The organism is Citrobacter sp. Cpo069 (assembly GCF_030332785.1).
In the GTDB taxonomy this organism is placed as follows: domain Bacteria; phylum Pseudomonadota; class Gammaproteobacteria; order Enterobacterales; family Enterobacteriaceae; genus Citrobacter; species Citrobacter portucalensis.
On record NZ_JAOWHD010000030.1, the window covers coordinates 62,324 to 82,748 of the forward strand.

General features: G+C 52.3%; 22 protein-coding genes. 12 read left to right on the forward strand and 10 right to left on the reverse strand.

All coding sequences use genetic code 11. The features are described 5' to 3' along the window. The first annotated feature begins 87 nt into the window (after positions 1-87). Together cpxR and cpxA are read left to right on the forward strand one after the other, a co-directional pair. Positions 88-786 carry an envelope stress response regulator transcription factor CpxR gene (gene cpxR / locus OGY08_RS01265; RefSeq protein WP_003028763.1) on the forward strand — a complete coding sequence of 233 codons (699 nt, stop codon included), beginning with the start codon at positions 88-90 and terminating at the stop codon, positions 784-786. After that, a complete protein-coding gene (gene cpxA, locus OGY08_RS01270) occupies positions 783-2,156 on the forward strand; it encodes an envelope stress sensor histidine kinase CpxA (protein WP_003028758.1) in 1,374 nt (457 codons plus the stop codon). The genes cpxR and cpxA overlap by 4 nt, the downstream gene beginning before the upstream one ends. Positions 2,157-2,199: 43 nt before the next feature. Here cpxA and OGY08_RS01275 read toward each other — a convergent pair whose 3' ends face one another. The 4 genes from OGY08_RS01275 to yiiM all read right to left on the reverse strand — a co-directional run bounded on the left by OGY08_RS01275 (position 2,200) and on the right by yiiM (position 6,141). After that, a complete protein-coding gene (locus OGY08_RS01275) occupies positions 2,200-3,450 on the reverse strand; it encodes an MFS transporter (protein WP_095533158.1) in 1,251 nt (416 codons plus the stop codon). 122 nt (positions 3,451-3,572) lie between these two features. Beyond that, entirely contained in the window at positions 3,573-4,526 is a 954-nt protein-coding gene (locus OGY08_RS01280; protein WP_048215188.1) for a sugar phosphate isomerase/epimerase family protein, read from the reverse strand. A gap of 8 nt (positions 4,527-4,534) precedes the next feature. Beyond that, positions 4,535-5,239 (reverse strand): GntR family transcriptional regulator, encoded by a 705-nt coding sequence (locus tag OGY08_RS01285; RefSeq protein ID WP_020996112.1) that lies wholly within the window; start codon positions 5,237-5,239, stop codon positions 4,535-4,537. A 227-nt stretch (positions 5,240-5,466) separates the two neighbouring features. Beyond that, positions 5,467-6,141 carry a 6-hydroxyaminopurine reductase gene (gene yiiM, locus OGY08_RS01290; RefSeq protein WP_125363047.1) on the reverse strand — a complete coding sequence of 225 codons (675 nt, stop codon included), beginning with the start codon at positions 6,139-6,141 and terminating at the stop codon, positions 5,467-5,469. Between the two features lie 152 nt (positions 6,142-6,293). On the opposite strand from yiiM, the gene OGY08_RS01295 reads away from it, so the two are divergent. Then, entirely contained in the window at positions 6,294-7,190 is an 897-nt protein-coding gene (locus tag OGY08_RS01295; protein WP_125363048.1) for a dihydrodipicolinate synthase family protein, read from the forward strand. A gap of 39 nt (positions 7,191-7,229) precedes the next feature. Here the strand turns inward: OGY08_RS01295 and kdgT are convergent, their stop codons facing one another. Both kdgT and sodA read right to left on the reverse strand, forming a co-directional pair. Next, on the reverse strand, positions 7,230-8,213 hold the full coding sequence (kdgT, locus tag OGY08_RS01300; RefSeq protein WP_020996114.1) for a 2-keto-3-deoxygluconate transporter: 984 nt from the start codon (positions 8,211-8,213) through the stop codon (positions 7,230-7,232). A 233-nt stretch (positions 8,214-8,446) separates the two neighbouring features. Next, positions 8,447-9,067 carry a superoxide dismutase [Mn] gene (gene sodA / locus OGY08_RS01305; protein ID WP_003825239.1) on the reverse strand — a complete coding sequence of 207 codons (621 nt, stop codon included), beginning with the start codon at positions 9,065-9,067 and terminating at the stop codon, positions 8,447-8,449. Between the two features lie 289 nt (positions 9,068-9,356). Here sodA and rhaT point away from each other — a divergent pair, with 289 nt between their 5' ends. After that, positions 9,357-10,391 (forward strand): L-rhamnose/proton symporter RhaT, encoded by a 1,035-nt coding sequence (rhaT, locus tag OGY08_RS01310; RefSeq protein ID WP_003825242.1) that lies wholly within the window; start codon positions 9,357-9,359, stop codon positions 10,389-10,391. Here the strand turns inward: rhaT and rhaR are convergent. Next, positions 10,388-11,236, reverse strand: coding sequence for an HTH-type transcriptional activator RhaR (gene rhaR, locus OGY08_RS01315; protein WP_008787014.1), 849 nt, complete (start codon positions 11,234-11,236; stop codon positions 10,388-10,390). The two genes, rhaT and rhaR, sit on opposite strands and share 4 nt — an antisense overlap. A gap of 147 nt (positions 11,237-11,383) precedes the next feature. After that, positions 11,384-12,232, reverse strand: a complete 849-nt coding sequence (gene rhaS / locus OGY08_RS01320; RefSeq protein WP_008787013.1) for an HTH-type transcriptional activator RhaS — start codon at positions 12,230-12,232, stop codon at positions 11,384-11,386. Positions 12,233-12,535: 303 nt separating this feature from the next. Here rhaS and rhaB point away from each other — a divergent pair, with 303 nt between their 5' ends. From rhaB to rhaM, 5 genes are all read left to right on the forward strand, one after another. Next, entirely contained in the window at positions 12,536-14,005 is a 1,470-nt protein-coding gene (gene rhaB / locus OGY08_RS01325) for a rhamnulokinase (protein ID WP_048237087.1), read from the forward strand. After that, positions 14,002-15,261 (forward strand): L-rhamnose isomerase, encoded by a 1,260-nt coding sequence (gene rhaA, locus OGY08_RS01330; RefSeq protein ID WP_008787011.1) that lies wholly within the window; start codon positions 14,002-14,004, stop codon positions 15,259-15,261. Before rhaB ends, rhaA begins: the two co-directional genes overlap by 4 nt. Positions 15,262-15,404: 143 nt before the next feature. Beyond that, entirely contained in the window at positions 15,405-16,232 is an 828-nt protein-coding gene (gene rhaD / locus OGY08_RS01335; protein ID WP_008787010.1) for a rhamnulose-1-phosphate aldolase, read from the forward strand. A 74-nt stretch (positions 16,233-16,306) separates the two neighbouring features. After that, entirely contained in the window at positions 16,307-17,455 is a 1,149-nt protein-coding gene (fucO, locus tag OGY08_RS01340) for a lactaldehyde reductase (RefSeq protein ID WP_125363055.1), read from the forward strand. Continuing rightward, positions 17,452-17,766 (forward strand): L-rhamnose mutarotase, encoded by a 315-nt coding sequence (gene rhaM / locus OGY08_RS01345; protein WP_003825253.1) that lies wholly within the window; start codon positions 17,452-17,454, stop codon positions 17,764-17,766. The genes fucO and rhaM overlap by 4 nt, the downstream gene beginning before the upstream one ends. 83 nt (positions 17,767-17,849) lie before the next feature. Here rhaM and OGY08_RS01350 read toward each other — a convergent pair whose 3' ends face one another. Further along, positions 17,850-18,398: a helix-turn-helix domain-containing protein gene (locus tag OGY08_RS01350; RefSeq protein ID WP_103015338.1), complete on the reverse strand. Its 549-nt coding sequence runs from the start codon at positions 18,396-18,398 to the stop codon at positions 17,850-17,852. 101 nt (positions 18,399-18,499) lie between these two features. Here OGY08_RS01350 and OGY08_RS01355 point away from each other — a divergent pair, with 101 nt between their 5' ends. Beyond that, positions 18,500-19,159, forward strand: a complete 660-nt coding sequence (locus OGY08_RS01355; RefSeq protein ID WP_003825259.1) for an AzlC family ABC transporter permease — start codon at positions 18,500-18,502, stop codon at positions 19,157-19,159. After that, positions 19,159-19,482, forward strand: a complete 324-nt coding sequence (locus OGY08_RS01360; RefSeq protein ID WP_125363049.1) for an AzlD domain-containing protein — start codon at positions 19,159-19,161, stop codon at positions 19,480-19,482. The genes OGY08_RS01355 and OGY08_RS01360 overlap by 1 nt, the downstream gene beginning before the upstream one ends. A 42-nt stretch (positions 19,483-19,524) precedes the next feature. On the opposite strand, the gene OGY08_RS01365 is transcribed toward OGY08_RS01360, so the two are convergent. Beyond that, positions 19,525-19,737, reverse strand: a complete 213-nt coding sequence (locus tag OGY08_RS01365) for a YdgH/BhsA/McbA family protein (RefSeq protein ID WP_003825262.1) — start codon at positions 19,735-19,737, stop codon at positions 19,525-19,527. 129 nt (positions 19,738-19,866) lie between these two features. Between OGY08_RS01365 and OGY08_RS01370 the strand changes: the two genes are divergently transcribed. Then, complete coding sequence (locus OGY08_RS01370; RefSeq protein WP_125363050.1) at positions 19,867-20,388, forward strand: Crp/Fnr family transcriptional regulator; 522 nt, start codon at positions 19,867-19,869, stop codon at positions 20,386-20,388. The last annotated feature ends 37 nt before the right edge of the window (positions 20,389-20,425 follow it).

The following is a 20,425-nucleotide window of genomic DNA, read 5'->3' on the forward strand; positions in this document are numbered from 1 at the left end:
AACATGCGTCAGGGGGTGTAAAACAACGTAAAGTCATAGATTAGCGACGCCTGATGACGTAATTTCTGCCTCGGAGGTACGTAAACAATGAATAAAATCCTGTTAGTTGATGATGACCGAGAGCTGACTTCCCTGTTAAAGGAGTTGCTCGAAATGGAAGGTTTCGATGTGCTGGTTGCCTATGATGGGGAACAGGCGCTTGAGCTTCTGGATGACAGCATCGATTTACTTTTGCTCGACGTCATGATGCCGAAGAAAAACGGCATTGATACGCTGAAAGCACTTCGTCAGACACACCAGACACCTGTAATCATGCTGACCGCTCGCGGCAGCGAATTGGATCGCGTACTTGGCCTTGAGCTGGGCGCGGACGACTATTTACCTAAACCGTTTAACGACCGTGAACTGGTCGCGCGCATCCGCGCTATTCTGCGTCGCTCACACTGGAGCGAACAGCAGCAGAACAGCGATAACGGCTCGCCGACGCTGGAAGTAGATGCGTTAAGCCTTAATCCGGGTCGCCAGGAAGCCAGCTTTGACGGGCAAATTCTGGAGTTAACCGGCACCGAATTCACCCTGCTCTATTTGCTGGCTCAGCATCTCGGTCAGGTGGTTTCGCGTGAGCATCTGAGCCAGGAAGTGCTGGGCAAACGCCTGACGCCTTTCGATCGCGCGATCGACATGCATATCTCGAACCTGCGTCGTAAGCTGCCAGAGCGTAAAGACGGACACCCGTGGTTTAAAACCCTGCGTGGTCGCGGCTACCTGATGGTCTCCGCTTCATGATAGGGAGCTTAACCGCACGCATCTTTGCCATCTTCTGGTTGACGCTGGCACTGGTGTTGATGTTGGTACTGATGTTACCCAAGCTCGACTCACGCCAGATGACCGAGCTACTGGACAGCGAGCAGCGCCAGGGGTTAATGATTGAGCAACATGTTGAAGCTGAACTGGCGAACGATCCACCCAACGATTTGATGTGGTGGCGTCGCTTGTTTCGGGCGATAGACAAGTGGGCGCCGCCAGGACAGCGGTTATTACTTGTTACGACGGAAGGACGCGTGATCGGCGCAGAACGCAACGAAATGCAGATCATTCGTAACTTTATTGGTCAGGCCGATAACGCCGACCATCCGCAAAAGAAAAAATACGGTCGCGTTGAGATGGTCGGGCCTTTCTCCGTCAGAGACGGTGAAGATAACTACCAGTTGTATCTCATACGACCTGCCAGCAGCTCACAATCTGACTTTATCAACCTGCTGTTCGACCGACCGCTGTTGTTGCTGATCGTCACCATGTTAGTCAGCTCACCGCTATTGCTTTGGCTTGCCTGGAGTCTGGCGAAACCGGCGCGTAAGTTGAAAAACGCGGCGGATGAAGTAGCTCAGGGTAACCTGCGTCAGCATCCAGAGCTGGAAGCCGGTCCGCAGGAGTTTCTGGCGGCAGGCGCAAGCTTTAACCAGATGGTTACGGCGCTGGAACGGATGATGACCACACAGCAACGCCTGCTGTCGGACATCTCTCACGAGCTGAGAACACCGCTAACGCGTCTGCAACTGGGCACCGCTCTGCTGCGCCGTCGTAGCGGTGAGAGCAAAGAGCTGGAGCGCATTGAAACAGAAGCACACCGACTGGACAGCATGATCAACGACCTGCTGGTGATGTCACGTAATCAGCAGAAAAACGCGCTGGTCAGTGAAACAGTGAAAGCTAATCAGCTTTGGGGCGAAGTGCTGGATAACGCCGCCTTTGAAGCTGAGCAGATGGGTAAATCGCTCACGGTGAATTTCCCGCCGGGTCCGTGGCCGCTGTACGGTAACCCAAATGCGTTGGAAAGTGCGCTGGAAAACATTGTGCGCAATGCCCTGCGCTATTCACATACGAAGATTGAAGTTGGCTTCGCGGTGGATATCGACGGGATTACCATCACCGTGGACGACGATGGCCCAGGCGTTAGCCCTGAAGACAGAGAACAGATTTTCCGTCCGTTCTATCGTACCGATGAGGCGCGCGATCGCGAGTCTGGCGGAACGGGTCTGGGTCTGGCGATTGTTGAAACCGCAATTCAGCAGCATCGTGGCTGGGTGAAGGCCGAAGACAGCCCGCTGGGTGGTTTACGGCTGGTGATTTGGTTACCGCTGTATAAACGCGCTTAACAGGCTTCCCCGGTACGACATAATTACCGGGGAAGCATTCACGTTATGCCGCCGCAGCCGCCGCCGCTAGCTTTTGCTTTTTAATTCGCTTCACCAGAATGGTCGAACAGATAAAGCCCATTAAGCTGAACGCAATCATCACGCTAAAGACATAGTTGTAGCCAGTGATGCCGCTATTGGTATCCAGCAAATAGCCGTACAACGTGTACGCAAACATCGCTGGCATATAACCGATGATGCAACCAAATGCCATTGCCGAGCCCGCATACTCACGTGGGGTACCGATCTCATCCATCGGCGCGAAGAAAATGGCGCGCTGTGAGAAGATAATCGCTCCGAACCCTAATGTCGCCGCCATACCGATATACACGTTCATTGTTTGATGCGGTAACTGCATGAACACAAGCATCGCCACAGCAGAGATCAGGAACGTCCACTTCAGATACACTGTCGGTGATTTAGCAACTTTATCTGCCAACATTCCACCAATCGGCCCGCCTACCATTTTTAACGCATACTGGTTGATGATGCCGTACGCACCGACGAGAGCTACCGGCAGCATATAGATATCTTTTAAGAACGGGATAAAGTAAGTCAGTCCACAGTACGCGGCATAAACGAAGAAAATACCTAAAGAAGCCAGCCAAACATTAGGGCAGGACAAAACATGTTTGATACCCTTTAACACTTCCATGTTGGCACTGGTTTTCTCGCCGCCTTTCACTTTGTCATCATCGACAATAAAGTACGTCACAATACCTGCCACAAGCGTAATTACCGTATAGAACAACAGGCCCGCCTGCATCCCCGCTTTACCTTCACCAAACTGGACGAAGACAAACAGAGCACCAGATGCAACGATAACATCCACCACGCCACGTCCGGCTTCTAAAAAGCCGAACATGCGTCCTTGTTCTTCTTTCGTTCCCAGCAAACGAACGGCTTTCAGCAATACCGGCCAATAAACCACATCGGCAAAGAAAGCCATCGCGGCAAAGCAAATGAGATAACCAGTAAATGACGGTAGCGTTGCCAGATATAAACCACATAACCCAACGCCAATCAGACCGAACGGTAATAATATTTTCTTGGAGTAACGATCTGCGATATAGAGAGAAAGAAAAAGTCCAGTTGTCTGAACAATCGTATAAACCGTAAAGCTCAACCCAATTTGCGTATTAGTTAAACCCCAGTCATTCTGCATTGGCACATAGAAAACATCTTTCATACTTGAAAGCTTGAATATCGTGCCGCCGCCTAAAATCAAAAAACAGAGCCTTGCCCATTTATTCATGAACATGATTAAACCCTCATTGCTTGTTGAGAGAAATATCTAAATTAAATTGTATAATTAATAAAGCCAGGGGATTACTTTCATAATCCTTTCCGCATTTAATAATATTTTAAGAAAACTAATTAATTGCCTATAAACTTGTCACATATATCACGAATGTATTTTATTTGGGCAAGAGCATGTTCTTTTTCCTGCGCCAGTCGCGCATCAACCATGTTGCTGTCAGGCAGCGGCGTATAACTTGCATCGCGCCATGGGATCCATGGATTATCACCCTCATCGTCGAAGCGAAATGCAGGGGCATAATATTCAACTTCTTCTTCCAGGCCAAAAGCATGTACTTGCGGTTTATCTTCACCTAAAAGTAATAATGCCTTAAGCATTTCTTCCATGGGTAAATCGCCGTGTCCTGAACGACAAGCCTCATGCCCCCAGCCTTTACCTTCTTTAATAATTTTTGCGTCTTTGATATGCACCTGAGTGATCAGAGGAGACATAACCTCTAACGCAGAAAGCGGCTGTTCATTAGCATTAATCATGTTGCCAAAATCAAACAGAATAGAGAGATTTTTCATCCCGCTATTGTTAACCAGCGTCACCAGCTCATGGCCTTGCAGATCTTCATGCTGTTCGATAGTAAAGCTTAGTCCGCAATCGTCATACTGAGACAGCCATGCAATATCATTGGCAATCTTCGCCATAACATCGTTGAGATGCCCTTCATAACGCGGGTAGAAACGCACTGAAGTTGCACCAGTAGCAACAGCAATACGGATGGCATCCGTCAATGTCGCCTTATCCGATGCGCTTGTTTCGATATGCACATCCAGATTATATTTTTTGGCCTTCTCTTTAAAATCGTGTAGCTGCTGATCGTTCAGTTTCTGCAGTGATTGGGACTCACCATCCTCAACATGTATTTTTACACCCTTCAATTTTTGCTGATGCGCAATATCCAGAAGATCCCCCGGCAGGACTCTCTCGTAGCGCATATTCAGATGAAAAGCATAAGCATGTAGGTACAGCGGTATATTTCTCGCGCGTTCCGCAAGAAGTTCTTGGTTACATTTTCCCATTATTTTTCTCATTCATCGCGAATAACAAGTTCCACTGATTCAAGTCGCCAGTATTCGAAATCAACCTGAACCACTTTTTTATCTCGGGTAGCCCGATGTTTTTCTACTAAAATTCCATACGTATTAGGCGCAACACCCAGCTCTTTGCAGGCCACTTCTGGCATATTGACCGGTTTAAAAATCATTTCTTTGATATTTAAAACATGGCCAAACGCATCTTCCCAGACGCTGGCAAAAGACTGATTGCCCAATTTATTAATGAATCCTGGCGCAACATCAGCATCAATATAGGATTCATGGTAAAACACTTTATGTGAATCAAGACCGCACCAGCCGGTAACTAAATAGCGGTCACCGGAGGAGAGAAAAACATCATCAACATGATGCGGAACTGTATCAATGGTTTCTTTGGTTAAATAATCCCAAAAAGGCTTACGTCCCTGAGCACAGGCTTCAGCATTGAAACTGGAAAGTGATTTAGGGTTATAAATAAATCGCTTCGACGAAATAAACCAACCACTGCGGTTCTTGCGGAAAATACGCGCATCGATCTCAAGCTCAATCAGAACCTGACGTAAGGTCATACGCTTTGCATCCAGCAGCTCACATAACTCCCTTTCCGAAGGCAATTTGGACCCCGCTGGTAAATTCTTCTCGTTTAACCAGCTTTCAAAGCGCTCCCTGAGCACATCAACATTGTTTTTCTTTTTCATTTTGCTCATCTGGTTTAAACCAATTTGAAGCTAAGATATTTGAGTGCAGGAAATACTCAAGTTTTTTTTCAACGCAGAGTTTCTTTTTGTGGGCCAGGTATCAAGAATGGCTTTGAAGCAAACCGAGATCGTCAGGTTTTTGCCCGGTTTTGTACGCAGGGAGATGAACCACAGGGAGAGGTAAATCAGGTGTCGCCACCTGATTTAATTGCCAGATGAAGGTAGGTTTATTTTCCCCACAAACGACGGGAATTGTCTTCGATCTTGCCGCTTAAACGGCGCTTTTGCATCGTTCTGGTCCAGCTTTTTGATAACCCGGCAGCCGACAGCAAACGATGATATTGCGAATCATCAAACGGCATATGCCAGGCGATAGCAATTGCCTCCTGTACGCTGACGTCGCTCACGCGTGACGCCAGGATCAACGGCGCGTCTGCTGACACCTGACCAGGCGCGATGACGCTACACAGCCAGCCCGTCTTGCCCGCATCTTGCATCTGGCTGGCCATATCGCTGATGCCAAAATGGAAATTCAGCTTAAAGCACGGCGAGCGCGGCTGCGTGACTTGAATCATCGCCTCTCCCCACTGGAAAATGTCGCCAATATACACATTCTCTTCAGTTAGCCCCTCAGTAGAGAGGTTCTCACCAAACGCAGGCGCGACAAATAGCTCCGCCTGCTCCGGAAACGCTTGTCTCCAGTGCTGATAGTGTTCACGCGGATAGTGACACAGCGCGCGATCCGGCCCGCCGTGAATTTTCGTTTCCGCCTGTTCATCCCCCGTCAGCCCCAGTTCGGTCAGTATCAACTCACCGTCAATCTGGACTTTAGCAATCGCGCTGGGACGGCTTCCCGTGTAGTCCCGAACTTTGCCCGTAAAAACATCGACCGGATATCGCATCTGTTCCCTCTCCCGATAAATTTCCCCCATTACACCACATTTATTTTACCCCAGTCGCTCAAAATGAGAGCACGGTTCACATGAAACTTAGGGACACATGCTATCAATGTAATCTGGTTTTGAAACATCATTTCAAATAAGGAGTCGACAACGTGACTGGTCAATCGCAATTTGCTGGCGTCTGGTGTCCTTCCATTACGCCAATGGACAATGATGGCAAGATCGATCTCAACGGTCTAAGCCAACATCTCAAACGCCTTACCGAGGCCAAAATCGACGTGATTTTGCTGATGGGCAGCATCGGGGAATTTGCCTCCTTCACGCTCGAAGAAAGACTGCTGCTGATCCGCGAGGCCCGCGCCATGAGCTCGCTGAAGATGGTCGCCAACGTCTCATCCACCTGCCAGAATGATGTTTTATTGATGGCGCAGGAAGCGTATCGCTCAGGTTACGATGCCGTGATGATCCTGCCGCCCTACTACTACGGACAAACGGCGAAACAGCTGCTGAGCTACTTCCGTCAGTTGGGGCAGAAACTCAGCGGCAAATGGTTTGCTTATAACTTCCCGGCACGCACCGGCTGCGATTTAACCCCCGAACTGGTAGCCACCCTCGCCGCCGAGTTCCCGAATTTCGCTGGCATTAAAGACACCGTCGACTGCCAGTCCCATACCCGCAGTATGATTCAGACCACCCGCGCCGTGCGGGAGGATTTTGCCGTGCTGTCCGGCTATGACGAATACTACATTCCCAACCTGTTAGCAGGTGGCGCGGGGATTATTTCAGGGTTGAACAACGTCATGCCGGAACTGTTTGTCAGCGCGCGGGAAGCGTTCAAACAGGGCGACCTGGCAGCGCTTCGCGATATTCAGGACCAGATTGGCACCTACATGTCCATCTATGCCATCGGCGAAGATTTTGTCACCACCATCAAAACCGTGGTATCGCGTAAGTTTGGCTATTGTACCAGCGTGTCACGTAATGCCGGTGGAGAGTTGAACGAGAGTGAGTGTCGAACAATCGATGAGGTGTTTGTCGTCAAAGGGTAAATAATTAAGCCGGATGGTGCACCATCCGGCTTAAGAGACTTACTTCACGGTGCCACGAATATCAATTTCTGCCGCCCTTGCTTTGGCCCTTTTCGACCAGATAGACGTGATAATCGGCACCAGAATGGAGGTCACAATCACCGACGTGGCGACCAGGGAAGTTGCTGCCGGTGCCATCGGTTTAAATGCCGGAACCATTTCAGCAATCAGCACAGGCGTAGCAACCGCCGCCCCCGCAGAACTGGAAGCGGCAATCCCCGCCGTACCATCGCCACCACCAATCAGTTTATCGGCGATAATCAATGGAATACCAGTGATGATAATCACCGCCACGCCCAGCAGAATACCCAGCACGCCGGTCTGCGCAATCACGCTCAAATCAATGGTGTTACCTAATGCGAAGGCAAAGAACGGGATCAGCGTCTGCACCGCTTTGCTGAAGAACTCCCGCAGTTCAGGGTCCAGATTCCCCAGCGCAAAGCCAATCAGGAACGGCAATACCGCACCAACAAATACGTGTGGTTCAAACGACGCGATCCCGGCGGTTCCCAGAATCACCATGGTCATCAGCGGGCCAGACTCCAGCGACATCAGGACAAACGCCCCGGCCTCTTCTTTGGTGCCGTACTGCTGCATAATCGAGGCATACAGCCCGCCGTTGGTCATATCCATCGCGGCCACCAGCGCCAGCGTAGACAACCCAGCGAAGAATCCGACCTCTACACCATGTTCCGGCAGAATGCGTGAAGCAATCGCTGCAACCACCCACGCCACCAGAATCTTGGTGATGACTAACGTACCTGATTTACGCAGCACGGTGCCGGTGGCGCTTAGCTTGATCGACGCCCCCATGCAAAAGAACCAGACTGCCAGGATAGGCACCGTACCGGTGATCATACCGTTGGTAAAAGAACCGAAATATTTCCCGGCGCCGGGGGAAAAGGTATGACACAACGCGCCCAGGAAAAGCGGCACCAGCATCATACCGCCTGGGATTTTCTCTATCGTACGTTTGATCTGCATTTCCATCACCTGTAGACATAAAAATGGGGCAATTTTTATGGGCGATTGCATCTTGCTTTGAGATGCGCCCGTCTTGATGAAAAGAAGATAGACATTCATAGAGACTATAAAAGTGATCCCACTCTCATAATAAAACCTTGTTTCAATTTAAGTGGATCATTGTTTTTATATTGAGTTTGATCACAAAAAAACCCCACAAGCATCGCTTGCAGGGCTTTGTTAAAGCGTAGAACTTATTTTTTTGCTGCGAAACGCGCGGCAGCTTCGTCCCAGTTCACAACGTTCCAGAACTCTTTGATGTAGTCCGGGCGACGGTTCTGGAATTTCAGGTAGTAAGCGTGTTCCCAAACGTCCAGGCCCACGATTGGGAAACCGGAAGCGCCAGAGATAGCTTCACCCATCAGCGGGGAATCCTGGTTGGCGGTGGAAACAACAGCCAGTTTGTCACCTTTCAGAACCAGCCACGCCCAGCCGGAGCCAAAGCGGGTTGCCGCTGCTTTTTCAAATTCAGCTTTGAAGTTGTCAACGGAGCCGAAGTCACGTTCGATAGCCGCTTTCAGGTCGCCCTGCAGCGTAGTACCGGTTTTCAGGCCTTTCCAGAACAGGCTGTGGTTAGCGTGACCGCCCGCGTTGTTACGCAGTACGGTTTTCTTGTCTGCTGGCAGTTGATCCAGTTTGGTGATCAACTCTTCAACGGACAGGCTGGCGAATTCAGGCAGGCTTTCCAGCGCAGCGTTGGCGTTGTTTACGTAAGCCTGGTGGTGTTTGGTGTGGTGAATTTCCATCGTCTGCTTATCGAAGTGCGGTTCAAGGGCATCATAAGCGTACGGCAGGGATGGCAGTGTATAACTCATAATCATCTCCAGTATTGTCGGGCGGCCAGTGTTAACGCCGCGTAAGCAGTTGGGTCATTATAGTTAATTAAATGATATTGAAAATGATTATCAATGCCGTACTTTTTACAGGGTCTTAATGAATCAAACCCATTGTTAAAGATGTGAGCCGAATCACCCACTTAACGTGATAATTGCCAACATGCGCAAAAGGGCGGCAATCGTCAAAAGGTTAACCACCTGCGTAATTTTTAAACTCGTTAGGTCGGAGGGGTCATTACCGACGATAAAAAATAACGAGGATTAAGTCATGAGTAACGCGATTACGATGGGTATCTTTTGGCATTTGATAGGGGCAGCCAGTGCCGCCTGTTTCTATGCCCCGTTCAAGCAAGTCAAACATTGGTCATGGGAAACGATGTGGTCGGTTGGCGGGATCGTCTCCTGGATAATCCTGCCGTGGACCATCAGCGCCATGTTACTTCCCGATTTCTGGGCCTACTTCAGCTCCTTCAGCCTCTCCACGCTGGCGCCGGTATTTCTGTTTGGTGCAATGTGGGGGATTGGCAATATCAACTATGGCCTGACCATGCGCTATCTCGGTATGTCGATGGGTATCGGGATTGCGATAGGTATTACGCTGATTGTCGGCACGCTGATGACCCCGATTATCAACGGCAATTTTGATGTACTGATCAATACCTCTGGTGGCCGCATGACGCTGCTTGGCGTACTGGTCGCGCTGATTGGCGTGGGTATTGTTACCCGTGCCGGTCAGTTAAAAGAACGCAAAATGGGCATCAAAGCGGAAGATTTCAACCTGAAAAAAGGTCTGGTTCTGGCCGTCATGTGCGGTATTTTCTCCGCCGGGATGTCCTTTGCGATGAACGCGGCGAAACCGATGCACGATGCCGCCGCCGCGTTGGGCGTCGATCCGCTGTATGTCGCCCTGCCTAGCTATGTGGTCATTATGGGCGGTGGCGCGCTTGTTAACCTGGGCTTCTGCTTCATTCGTCTGGCAAAAGTGAAGAACTTGTCGATAAAAGCCGACTTCTCGTTAGCCAAACCGCTGATTATCACCAACGTACTGCTCTCTGCGCTTGGTGGCTTGATGTGGTATCTGCAATTCTTCTTCTACGCCTGGGGCCACGCACGTATTCCGGCGCAGTATGACTATGTAAGCTGGATGCTGCACATGAGCTTCTATGTTCTGTGCGGCGGGATTGTCGGTCTGGTATTGAAAGAGTGGAAAAACGCGGGTCGTCGTCCGGTCAGCGTGCTAAGCCTCGGCTGCGTAGTGATCATTGTCGCGGCAAACATTGTCGGTCTGGGAATGGCCAGCTAAGCATGCTGAGTACTGAGATGACGCCACTGGCTCGGCGTCATCCCGGTTTCCCGCGTAAATACCACCGAAAAGTAGTTACTGTCCTCAAAGCCGCAGCGCATGGAAATCTCGCTAATCATCAACCGACTATGTTTGAGCAGATACTGCGCATGGCAAACCCGCACCTGGCGGAGATACTGGTTGATGGTCATCCCGGTCTGGCTGCGAAACTGCTGGCGCAAAACGCGCTCGCTGCATTGTTCGCGCTCGCAAAACGTATCCAGTTCAAACGCATGCTCATGGCTACCGGCTAACGCGGTGATCAGTTTATCCAGCAGCGTTTCACTGGAGGTCGCCGGGAGCGTATCCGTGGCATAACGATGCCGCTTAAGGTGTGTCACCAGTTGCCCGAACAGCAGCTCAGCCATGGTAAAAGCCTGTGCATCACGTTGATTACTTTCATGTTCAAGCTGGCTTATCACCTGTCGGACCTGGCTCATGCCAACGCTGCCGAGTCGCCAATGCGGCTGCCTCGGCGTACCGTTAAATCCGGGGATCGCCCCTTGCCAGTCAACATTCAGCGTCAACCGCTCCGGGCAGTAGATGATATTTTGCAACACCAGGTCGTTCACGGAGGTGTAGGAGTGTTTATCTTCGGCGCGAATGTAAAACAGATCGCCACGGGTTATCCGGTACGGGCGATCGTTAAGGACATGCAGACCATTACCGCGCCAGACCATGACCAGCTCGCAAAACTCGTGGGTATGCTCAGCAAAGACATCCTGCGGATAACGGTCAGCCACGGCCACAGCCTGCTGCTCATGCGCAAAGAAGTCTGATTTCAGAAGGACCAGATGATTCGCCATCACAATATTCCCTGTCGGATGGCGGCTACGCCTTATCCGACCTACAGATTACGTGACACGTAGGCCGGATAAGGCGTAGCCACCATCCGGCGTTAAGGGACATGATTATCTGAGATTCGGCGGTAAAAAACGTTGATAGCTTTCGCGTTACTGGAGGCGGCTTGCCACAACGAGATCGCGCCCCTGACGAATATCGCGTGGTGACCACTTGAACTCACGACGAAAAAGCGTCGAAAAGTGGTTACTGTCGCCGAATCCGCAAAGATAAGCGATGTCTGTCACACTGTCATCACTGTGGCGAAGCAGATGCCGGGCCTTGATCAGCCGCAAGCGGTTAAGGTAGCGCTGCGGCGTCAATCCGGTTTGCTGTTTGAGCTGGCGATGCAGAGTGCGCAAAGAGAGGGAAAACTTCTCGGCCAGCGCCTCCCAACACACCTCGTCGGCAAAGTTATCTTCCAGCCACGCCATCAGGAGGTTAAGCCGCGCGTCGTTATCGGTCGCTGCTTCCATCAGGCTGCTTTTACGCAGCAGCACCAGCAGCTGCATAAACAGGATCTCGCGGTTTGCCGCCGTTGGTGTATCCATCCCCTCACCGAGCGCTTCCATCTGCCCCACCAGTTGTCGAACCTGCTGCAACACCCCCTGATTCACCCGCCAGTGGGAGGGATACTGCCCGTTCTGTTCCTGAGGTAAAAGCTGATTCAGCCCAGCCAGAAATTGAAACGCATCCGGGGAGCGATACAACACATTGGTCAGGCACAGATTGTCAGTATGTTCATATAAATGCCGGTCATGATCGCGAACGAAACACACCGTACCGCCGCTGATGGTGTAAGGCTGCCCGTTGAACACATGGATCCCCGTTCCATGTTCGACCACCACAATTTCATGAAAATCATGATGATGCTCTGGAAACGCAGGTTGAGGAAGCCGCGGTTCAATAGCCACTGGCGCTTTACCTGTCGGAAAAAAATCCACGCAATGCAATACCGTCATGATGACATCCTTCCCGATCAAATGAACATGGCTGAATAGTAATTAAGGGTTATCACCCTCACCTTAAATTTTTGACGCCAAAGTGCGTAAACACGGTCAATTCTTCAAGAAATGGCGGGAAAGATCGCGAATTGCGGAAGGCGTCACATCCGCTAAAACAGGTCCTATTAATAGAAATTGTGAACAGCGTCACGTTCACCTTTGCCATGTTGCCAGCCGCTAATTGTGGCTGTCACTGTCAAGAAGGTACGCTTTATCTGGGGTTCTTAGACTGAGTGCAATAAAACTCAGAAGGACCTCGCTATGACTTTTCGCCATTGTGTCGCAGTCGATCTCGGCGCATCCAGTGGGCGCGTAATGCTGGCGCGTTACGACAGTGAACACCGCTCCCTGACGCTACGTGAAATCCACCGCTTCATGAACTGCCTGCAAAAAACAGACGGTTTTGACACCTGGGACATCGACAGCCTGGAAAACGATATTCGTCTTGGCCTGAAAAAAGTCTGCGATGAAGGCATTCGGATAGACAGCATCGGCATTGATACCTGGGGCGTGGATTACGTTCTGATCGATAACATCGGTCAACGTGTCGGTCTGCCGGTCTCTTACCGTGACAGCCGCACGACCGGCATTATGGCGCAGGCGATGGAGCAGCCGGGTAAAGGTGAAATTTACCGCCGTAGCGGCATTCAGTTTCTGCCCTTTAACACCCTGTATCAACTGCGTGCGCTGGTTGAACAGCAGCCAGAACTGCTCCCGCAGGTGGCCCACGCCCTGCTGATCCCCGACTACTTCAGCTTTCGCCTGACCGGCAAAATGAACTGGGAATACACCAACGCCACCACCACCCAGCTCGTCAATATCAATACCGACGACTGGGATGACACACTGCTGGCGTGGACCGGGGCAGACAAAGCCTGGTTTGGTCGCCCGACGCATCCAGGGAACGTGATCGGCCACTGGATTTGCCCACAGAAAAACCAAATTCCGGTTGTCGCCGTCGCCAGTCACGACACGGCCAGCGCGGTCATTGCTTCTCCGCTGGCCGACAAAAACAGCGCCTATCTCTCTTCCGGGACCTGGTCGCTGATGGGCTTTGAGAGCAGAACACCGTATACCAACGATGCGGCGCTGGCGGCGAATATTACCAACGAAGGCGGCGCGGAAGGACGCTACCGTGTCCTGAAAAATATTATGGGGCTGTGGCTGCTCCAGCGCGTATTAAAAGAGCGCCAGATTACCGACCTGCCAACGCTTATCAGCCAAACGCAAGCGCTGCCGGCCTGCCAGTTCCTGATAAACCCGAACGACGATCGCTTTATCAACCCCGACGATATGAGTGCAGAAATTCAGGCAGCATGCCGTGAATCAGGCCAACCCGTTCCCCTGCAAAACGCCGAACTGGCGCGCTGTATCTTCGACAGCCTGGCGTTGCTGTACGCCGACATCCTGCAAGAACTGGCACAACTGCGTGGTGCAGCATTTAGCCAACTGCACATTGTCGGTGGCGGCTGCCAGAACACCTTACTGAACCAGCTATGTGCGGATGCCTGCGGTATTCGCGTGATGTCCGGGCCGATTGAGGCTTCCACGCTCGGCAATATTGGCATCCAACTGATGACGCTGGACGAGCTGAACAACGTCGATGATTTCCGTCAGGTGGTGCGCGCCAACTACGAACTGACCACCTTCATTCCCAATCCTGAAAGTGAAATTGCCCGCTACCAGGCGCAGTTTCAATCACTACGACAGACAAAGGAGCTTTGCGCATGACCACTCAACTTGAACAAGCCTGGGAACTGGCAAAACTGCGTTTCGCCGCGGTAGGCATTGATGTCGAGGCGGCCTTACGCCAGCTCGATCGTCTGCCGGTCTCCATGCACTGCTGGCAGGGCGATGATGTCGCCGGTTTCGAAAACCCGGAAGGCTCGCTCACTGGCGGTATTCAGGCTACCGGTAACTATCCGGGTAAAGCGCGTAACGCCACCGAACTGCGGGCCGATCTGGAGCAGGCGCTGAGCCTGATTCCTGGTCCAAAACGTCTGAATTTGCACGCGATCTATCTGGAATCTGATACGCCGGTTGCCCGCGACCAAATCAAACCTGAGCACTTTAAAAACTGGGTGGAGTGGGCGAAAGCGAACCAGTTAGGGCTGGATTTCAACCCATCCTGCTTCTCACACCCACTGAGCGCCGACGGTTTCACGCTGGCGCACGCCGACGACACCATTCGCCAGTTTTGGATCGATCACTGCAAAGCCAGCCGTCGCGTCTCGGCGTATTTTGGCGAGCAGTTGGGTACACCATCGGTGATGAACATCTGGATCCCGGATGGCATGAAAGACATCACCGTTGACCGTTTAGCGCCGCGCCAGCGTCTGCTGGACGCACTGGACGAAGTGATCAGCGAGAAACTCGACCCAGCGCACCATATCGATGCCGTCGAAAGCAAGCTGTTTGGCATCGGTGCGGAAAGCTACACCGTGGGCTCTAACGAGTTCTACATGGGTTACGCCACCAGCCGCCAGACCGCACTGTGTCTGGATGCGGGCCACTTCCATCCGACTGAAGTGATCTCCGACAAAATTTCCGCCGCCATGCTGTATGTACCACGCCTGCTGCTGCACGTCAGCCGTCCGGTGCGCTGGGACAGCGATCACGTGGTGCTGCTGGATGATGAAACTCAGGCGATTGCCAGCGAGATCGTTCGCCACAACCTGTTTGACCGCGTACACATTGGCCTCGACTTCTTCGACGCCTCCATTAACCGCATCGCCGCGTGGGTGATCGGCACCCGCAATATGAAAAAAGCCCTGCTGCGCGCGCTGTTAGAACCCACCGAGCAACTGCGTCAGCTCGAAGCCAGCGGCGACTACACCGCACGTCTGGCCCTGCTGGAAGAGCAAAAATCGCTGCCGTGGCAGGCCGTCTGGGAGATGTATTGCCAGCGCCACGACACGCCTGCGGGCAGCCAGTGGCTGGACAGCGTGCGCGCTTATGAAAAAGAGATTTTGAGCAAACGTAGCTAACCGTGACGCCAGGCTTGTAGGCCGGATAAGACGCCCCGCGTCGCCATCCGGCAATAAATGAAACACGATTGCCGGATGGCGCTTCGCTTATCCGGCCTACGTAAGACCCGATAACGTTCGGGCAATAAACAGGAACACCGAACATGCAAAAAATTACGACTTCCTGGTTCGTCCAGGGGATGATCAAAGCCACTTCTGATGCGTGGCTGAAAGGCTGGGACGAGCGTAATGGCGGCAACCTGACGCTGCGTCTTGATGAAGCAGATATCGCGCCGTTTAGCGCCGATTTCCACGAAAAACCACGCTATATTGCGCTAAGTCAGCCGATGCCGCTGCTGGCAAACACACCGTTTATCGTCACCGGTTCCGGTAAGTTTTTCCGTAACGTTCAGCTCGATCCCGCGGCAAACTTGGGCGTGGTACAAATAGACAGCGACGGTGCGGGCTACCACATCCTCTGGGGCCTGACCCACGAGGCCGTGCCGACCTCTGAACTGCCGGCTCACTTCCTCTCTCACTGCGAACGCATTAAAGCGACGAACGGTAAAGACCGCGTGATCATGCACTGCCATGCCACCAACCTGATCGCTCTGACCTACGTACTGGAAAACAACACAGCGCTGATTACCCGCAAGCTGTGGGAAGGCAGCACCGAGTGCCTGGTGGTGTTCCCGGATGGCGTTGGCATTCTGCCGTGGATGGTGCCGGGTACAGATGAAATTGGTCAGGCTACCGCCGAGGAAATGCAGAAACACTCGCTGGTACTTTGGCCGTTCCACGGCGTGTTCGGAAGCGGACCTACCCTCGACGAAGCGTTCGGTTTGATAGATACCGCAGAGAAATCCGCCGAAGTTCTGGTCAAAATCTTTTCGATGGGCGGTATGAAGCAGACCATCTCACGTGAAGAGCTGGTCGCACTTGGCAAACGCTTTGGTGTTACGCCGCTGGCAAGCGCCATAGAGCTGTACTGATACCTCCCAACTCAACGCCGGATGCGGCTTCGCTTTATCCGGCCTACAGGATTTTATTATTAAGGAGAATAATGATGAGCTTTATGTTGGCACTGCCAAAAATTAGCCTGCATGGCGCCGGCGCGATTGCCGATATGGTGAATCTCGTGGCGAATAAACAATGGGGCAAAGCGCTGATCGTCACCGATGGTCAACTGGTAAAACTGGGCCTGCTGGATAGCCTGTTTGCCGCGCTGGATAAACATCAAATGTCTTACCACCTGTTTGATGAAGTATTCCCGAACCCGACAGAAGAGCTGGTACAAAAAGGTTTTGCGGCCTATCAGAACGCAGAATGTGACTACATCATCGCCTTCGGTGGCGGCAGCCCGATCGATACCGCCAAAGCGGTGAAAATCCTGACAGCCAACCCTGGCCCTTCTACCGCTTACTCCGGCGTGGGCAAAGTGAAAAATGCTGGCGTCCCGCTGGTCGCCATCAACACTACCGCCGGTACGGCAGCAGAGATGACCAGCAACGCGGTCATTATCGACTCTGCCCGTAAGGTTAAAGAGGTGATCATCGACCCGAATATCATCCCGGACATCGCTGTGGATGATGCCAGCGTAATGCTGGAAATCCCGGCCTCCGTCACCGCCGCAACCGGTATGGACGCCCTGACCCACGCGGTGGAAGCCTATGTTTCCGTTGGTGCTCATCCGCTCACCGACGCTAACGCACTGGAAGCGATTCGCCTGATCAACCTGTGGCTACCAAAAGCGGTCGACGACGGTCATAACCTCGAAGCTCGTGAGCAAATGGCGTTTGGTCAGTATCTGGCGGGGATGGCATTTAACAGCGCTGGTCTGGGTCTGGTGCATGCGCTGGCGCACCAGCCGGGCGCAACCCATAATCTGCCACACGGCGTCTGCAACGCCATCCTGCTGCCGGTAATCGAAAACTTTAACCGTCCGAACGCCGTGGCGCGTTTTGCCCGCGTGGCGCAGGCAATGGGCGTCGATACCCGTGACATGAGCGATGAAGCGGCAAGTATAGAGGCCATCAACGCGATTCGTACACTCAGCAAGCGTGTTGGTATTCCTGCGGGCTTTAGTTCCCTTGGCGTGACGAAAGAGGATATTGAAGGCTGGCTGGATAAAGCGTTGGCCGATCCGTGTGCGCCGTGCAACCCGCGCACCGCCAGCCGCGACGAGGTCCGCGAGATGTATCTGGAGGCGTTATGATCCGCAAGGCCTTTGTGATGCAGGTGAATGCCGACGCGCACGTTGAATATCAACGTCGGCACAATCCCATCTGGCCAGAGCTGGAAGCGGTGCTGAAAGAGCACGGCGCCCATCACTACGCGATTTATCTCGATCAGGCGCGCAATCTGCTGTTCGCCACCGTTGAGATTGAGTCCGAAGAACGCTGGAATGCCGTTGCCAGCACCGACGTTTGCCAACGTTGGTGGAAGCATATGCGTGACGTAATGCCAGCAAACCCGGACAACAGCCCGGTTAGCGCAGAGCTAAAAGAAGTGTTTTATTTGCAGTAAGTTATATGCCCGGTGGCGCAAGCTTACCGGGCCTACGGTTTTATTTTTTGTAGGTCGGATAAGCGATAGCGCCATCCGGCAATTCAATTTTGCTCAGAAACCAGAATCGCCTGAGTGTCAGGCTCCAGCGCTTTAAAAATATGCGCCCGATCGGCGGGGTAACAAATATAGTCCCCCTCGCCTAACTCCTCCGGCGCTTCCGTCAATCCTACTATCGCCTTACCCTGCGTCACGATGATGTGTTCAACCGATCCAGGTGGATGCGGCTGTGAAATACGATCCGCGCCCGGTTGCGTCAGCAGCAGATAGATATCCCGCCGCGCCCCCGGCGGGCAGGCGGCCAGTAAAATGGCCTGGTAGTGGGCCTGCTCAGCCACCACCTTTGTCCCTTCGCCGCGACGAATCACCTGCGTTTTTTGTTCCTGCGGCTCCAGCAGGCGAGCAAAGGGAATATCCAACGCCACACACAGCGACCAGAGCGTTTCCAGGCTAGGATTGCCATTGCCCGCTTCCAATTGCGAGAGTGTCGATTTTGCAATCCCTGCGCGACGGGCAATCTCTGCCAATGACAAACCGGTGCGCTGACGTTCACGCACAAGGCTTTTCGCGATCATACTGATGGGCTGGGTCATTCACGACTCCATGTTCTTTATATCGAACGATTCGTTCGACTTGTAATATTAGCTGGTCGCGTTCATTATAATGGAAATTCGTTCGATATGGCTAAAACGGTATGAAACATTATTTTTCCAGTCTCAAAGGCGACACGATAAAAGCAATTTTTTTAGTCTGTCTGGCCGTCGGCGTAGTCGGCATGTCATACGGCTCGCTGGCGATGGCCTACGGCTTCCCGCTGTGGGTACCGTTTGTGCTTTCGATTACGGTACTGGCGGGTGCGTCCGAGTTTATGTTTATCGGTATCGTCGCCAGCGGCGGTAACCCACTGGCGGCGGCGGCTGCCGGTTTACTGGTCAACGCCCGACACGTGCCGTTTGGCGTCACGGTGCGCGATCTGGTGGGCTCCCGGGCTGCGAGTTTCCTCGGCTGTCATATCATGAACGACGAAAGCGTAGTCTTTGGCCTGTCGCAAAAAACGCCCGAACAACGTAAAGCCGCCTTCTGGCTGTGCGGTCTGGGCGTCGCGATTTTCTGGCCTGTTGGCACACTGATCGGCGCGGGCGTAGGCAAACTGCTCCCTGCCCCGGAAACCATCGGTCTGGATGCCGTCTTCCCTGCAATTTTATTAGCCTTAGTGGTCCCGGCCTTTAAAAACCGCACCACGCTGATTCGCGCCTGTAGCGGCGCCGGGTTGTCGCTTGCCGCCATCCCCTTTGCGCCGGTCGGTTTACCTGTTTTGCTCTCACTGTTTGGCTTACTGACGAGGAAAAAATAATGGGCAACATGACGCTGTTTATCGTCGGTATCGCCATGTTATCTCTGGGAACGTATTTAATGCGTTTAGGAGGAGCGAAGCTTGGAAGCCGTTTAGCGTTCTCAGAACGCTCGCAGGCGCTGCTTTCCGACGCCGCAACGGTATTACTGTTCTCCGTTGCGCTGGCGACTACCTTTTACGAAGGCGAACACTTTGCTGGCATGGCCCGCGTGCTGGGCGTGGCTTTTGCGGTATTTATCGCCTGGCGCAAGATGCCGCTAATCGTGGTGATCGTCGCTGCCGCAGTGGTGACCGCATTGCTGCGAATGGCGGGTATAAACTAAAAAAGCGCCTCAAGGGCGCTCTTTCGACAGTACTAAGGTATCTTATTTCAGCAGTTCGGCGGTCATGTGCACGCGGTTACCGGTGTATGCCTGAGTGATTTTGTAATCGCTGGCGCCTGCACGTTCAGCCTGAGCGGCGATTTTTGCTTCAGCGCTTTCCAGCGTAGAACCGGTTGCGGTCACTGTCTGAGCAGCGAAAGAACCGAAAGAAGTAGCCAGAGCGATAACTGCGACAAAAGTTTTGATGCTTTTCATGATATAAACCCTTTAACTTAGTTGTTTGAGTAAGGCACCGTGCCTTGATGTGATAAATAATAGGCTGATATCCGAACAACTGAAAGCGGAAGGATTTGCCAGTCTTATTCAAATTATTTGAGAGATAAGATGTTACGTAATCAGGAATCACAATGGCTTGCTGGCAGCCGTAGAAAAACGCAACCGGCGGGTAATTGGTTACTTCGTCAGGGTGAACTACAAAGTAAAATTCATCTTTTACATCATGGTGTGGCTCGTGCGGTTTATCACGCGGATAACGGCGTTGAAAGGGTTAAAGAGTTCTACTTTGCCGGGGAATACTGCTTTCTGTACCTGAACTGGCTAACTAACACACCTGCCGATTACAGCCTACAAATGATCGCCGCGGGAGAAACCACTGAAATCCCCTTGGCTTTGCTTGATGCGCCGGAAAATCAGGATATTAAGACTCAGCTACTGGTCCAGCAATTGATCTACAAAGAGAAAAAAGAGCAAATGCTGCTGCTCAATACCCCAGAGCAACGCTATCAGTACGTACAAACACACTTCCCGGACTGGGAGTCACAGCTCACCCAGCGCGATCTTGCCAGCTATATCGGCATTACCCCCGTTAGCCTGTCCCGTATTCGCCAGCGTCTTAACAAAGGTTAACGCCTTACGGTGATGCGTCGATTATTGTCCCGTCACT

Bases quoted from the DNA above. Each gene is read 5' to 3' on its own strand.
- OGY08_RS01365 (WP_003825262.1), bottom strand. From the start codon at position 19,737: ATGAAAAGCATCAAAACTTTTGTCGCAGTTATCGCTCTGGCTACTTCT.
- rhaS (WP_008787013.1), bottom strand. From the start codon at position 12,232: ATGACGGTATTGCATTGCGTGGATTTTTTTCCGACAGGTAAAGCGCCA.
- fucO (WP_125363055.1), top strand. From the start codon at position 16,307: ATGAGCTTTATGTTGGCACTGCCAAAAATTAGCCTGCATGGCGCCGGC.
- rhaM (WP_003825253.1), top strand. From the start codon at position 17,452: ATGATCCGCAAGGCCTTTGTGATGCAGGTGAATGCCGACGCGCACGTT.
- sodA (WP_003825239.1), bottom strand. From the start codon at position 9,067: ATGAGTTATACACTGCCATCCCTGCCGTACGCTTATGATGCCCTTGAA.
- kdgT (WP_020996114.1), bottom strand. From the start codon at position 8,213: ATGCAGATCAAACGTACGATAGAGAAAATCCCAGGCGGTATGATGCTG.
- OGY08_RS01370 (WP_125363050.1), top strand. From the start codon at position 19,867: ATGTTACGTAATCAGGAATCACAATGGCTTGCTGGCAGCCGTAGAAAA.
- OGY08_RS01285 (WP_020996112.1), bottom strand. From the start codon at position 5,239: ATGAAAAAGAAAAACAATGTTGATGTGCTCAGGGAGCGCTTTGAAAGC.
- OGY08_RS01360 (WP_125363049.1), top strand. From the start codon at position 19,159: ATGGGCAACATGACGCTGTTTATCGTCGGTATCGCCATGTTATCTCTG.
- OGY08_RS01275 (WP_095533158.1), bottom strand. From the start codon at position 3,450: ATGAATAAATGGGCAAGGCTCTGTTTTTTGATTTTAGGCGGCGGCACG.
- OGY08_RS01280 (WP_048215188.1), bottom strand. From the start codon at position 4,526: ATGGGAAAATGTAACCAAGAACTTCTTGCGGAACGCGCGAGAAATATA.
- rhaB (WP_048237087.1), top strand. From the start codon at position 12,536: ATGACTTTTCGCCATTGTGTCGCAGTCGATCTCGGCGCATCCAGTGGG.
- cpxA (WP_003028758.1), top strand. From the start codon at position 783: ATGATAGGGAGCTTAACCGCACGCATCTTTGCCATCTTCTGGTTGACG.
- rhaA (WP_008787011.1), top strand. From the start codon at position 14,002: ATGACCACTCAACTTGAACAAGCCTGGGAACTGGCAAAACTGCGTTTC.
- rhaR (WP_008787014.1), bottom strand. From the start codon at position 11,236: ATGGCGAATCATCTGGTCCTTCTGAAATCAGACTTCTTTGCGCATGAG.
- OGY08_RS01355 (WP_003825259.1), top strand. From the start codon at position 18,500: ATGAAACATTATTTTTCCAGTCTCAAAGGCGACACGATAAAAGCAATT.
- rhaT (WP_003825242.1), top strand. From the start codon at position 9,357: ATGAGTAACGCGATTACGATGGGTATCTTTTGGCATTTGATAGGGGCA.
- yiiM (WP_125363047.1), bottom strand. From the start codon at position 6,141: ATGCGATATCCGGTCGATGTTTTTACGGGCAAAGTTCGGGACTACACG.
- rhaD (WP_008787010.1), top strand. From the start codon at position 15,405: ATGCAAAAAATTACGACTTCCTGGTTCGTCCAGGGGATGATCAAAGCC.
- cpxR (WP_003028763.1), top strand. From the start codon at position 88: ATGAATAAAATCCTGTTAGTTGATGATGACCGAGAGCTGACTTCCCTG.
- OGY08_RS01350 (WP_103015338.1), bottom strand. From the start codon at position 18,398: ATGACCCAGCCCATCAGTATGATCGCGAAAAGCCTTGTGCGTGAACGT.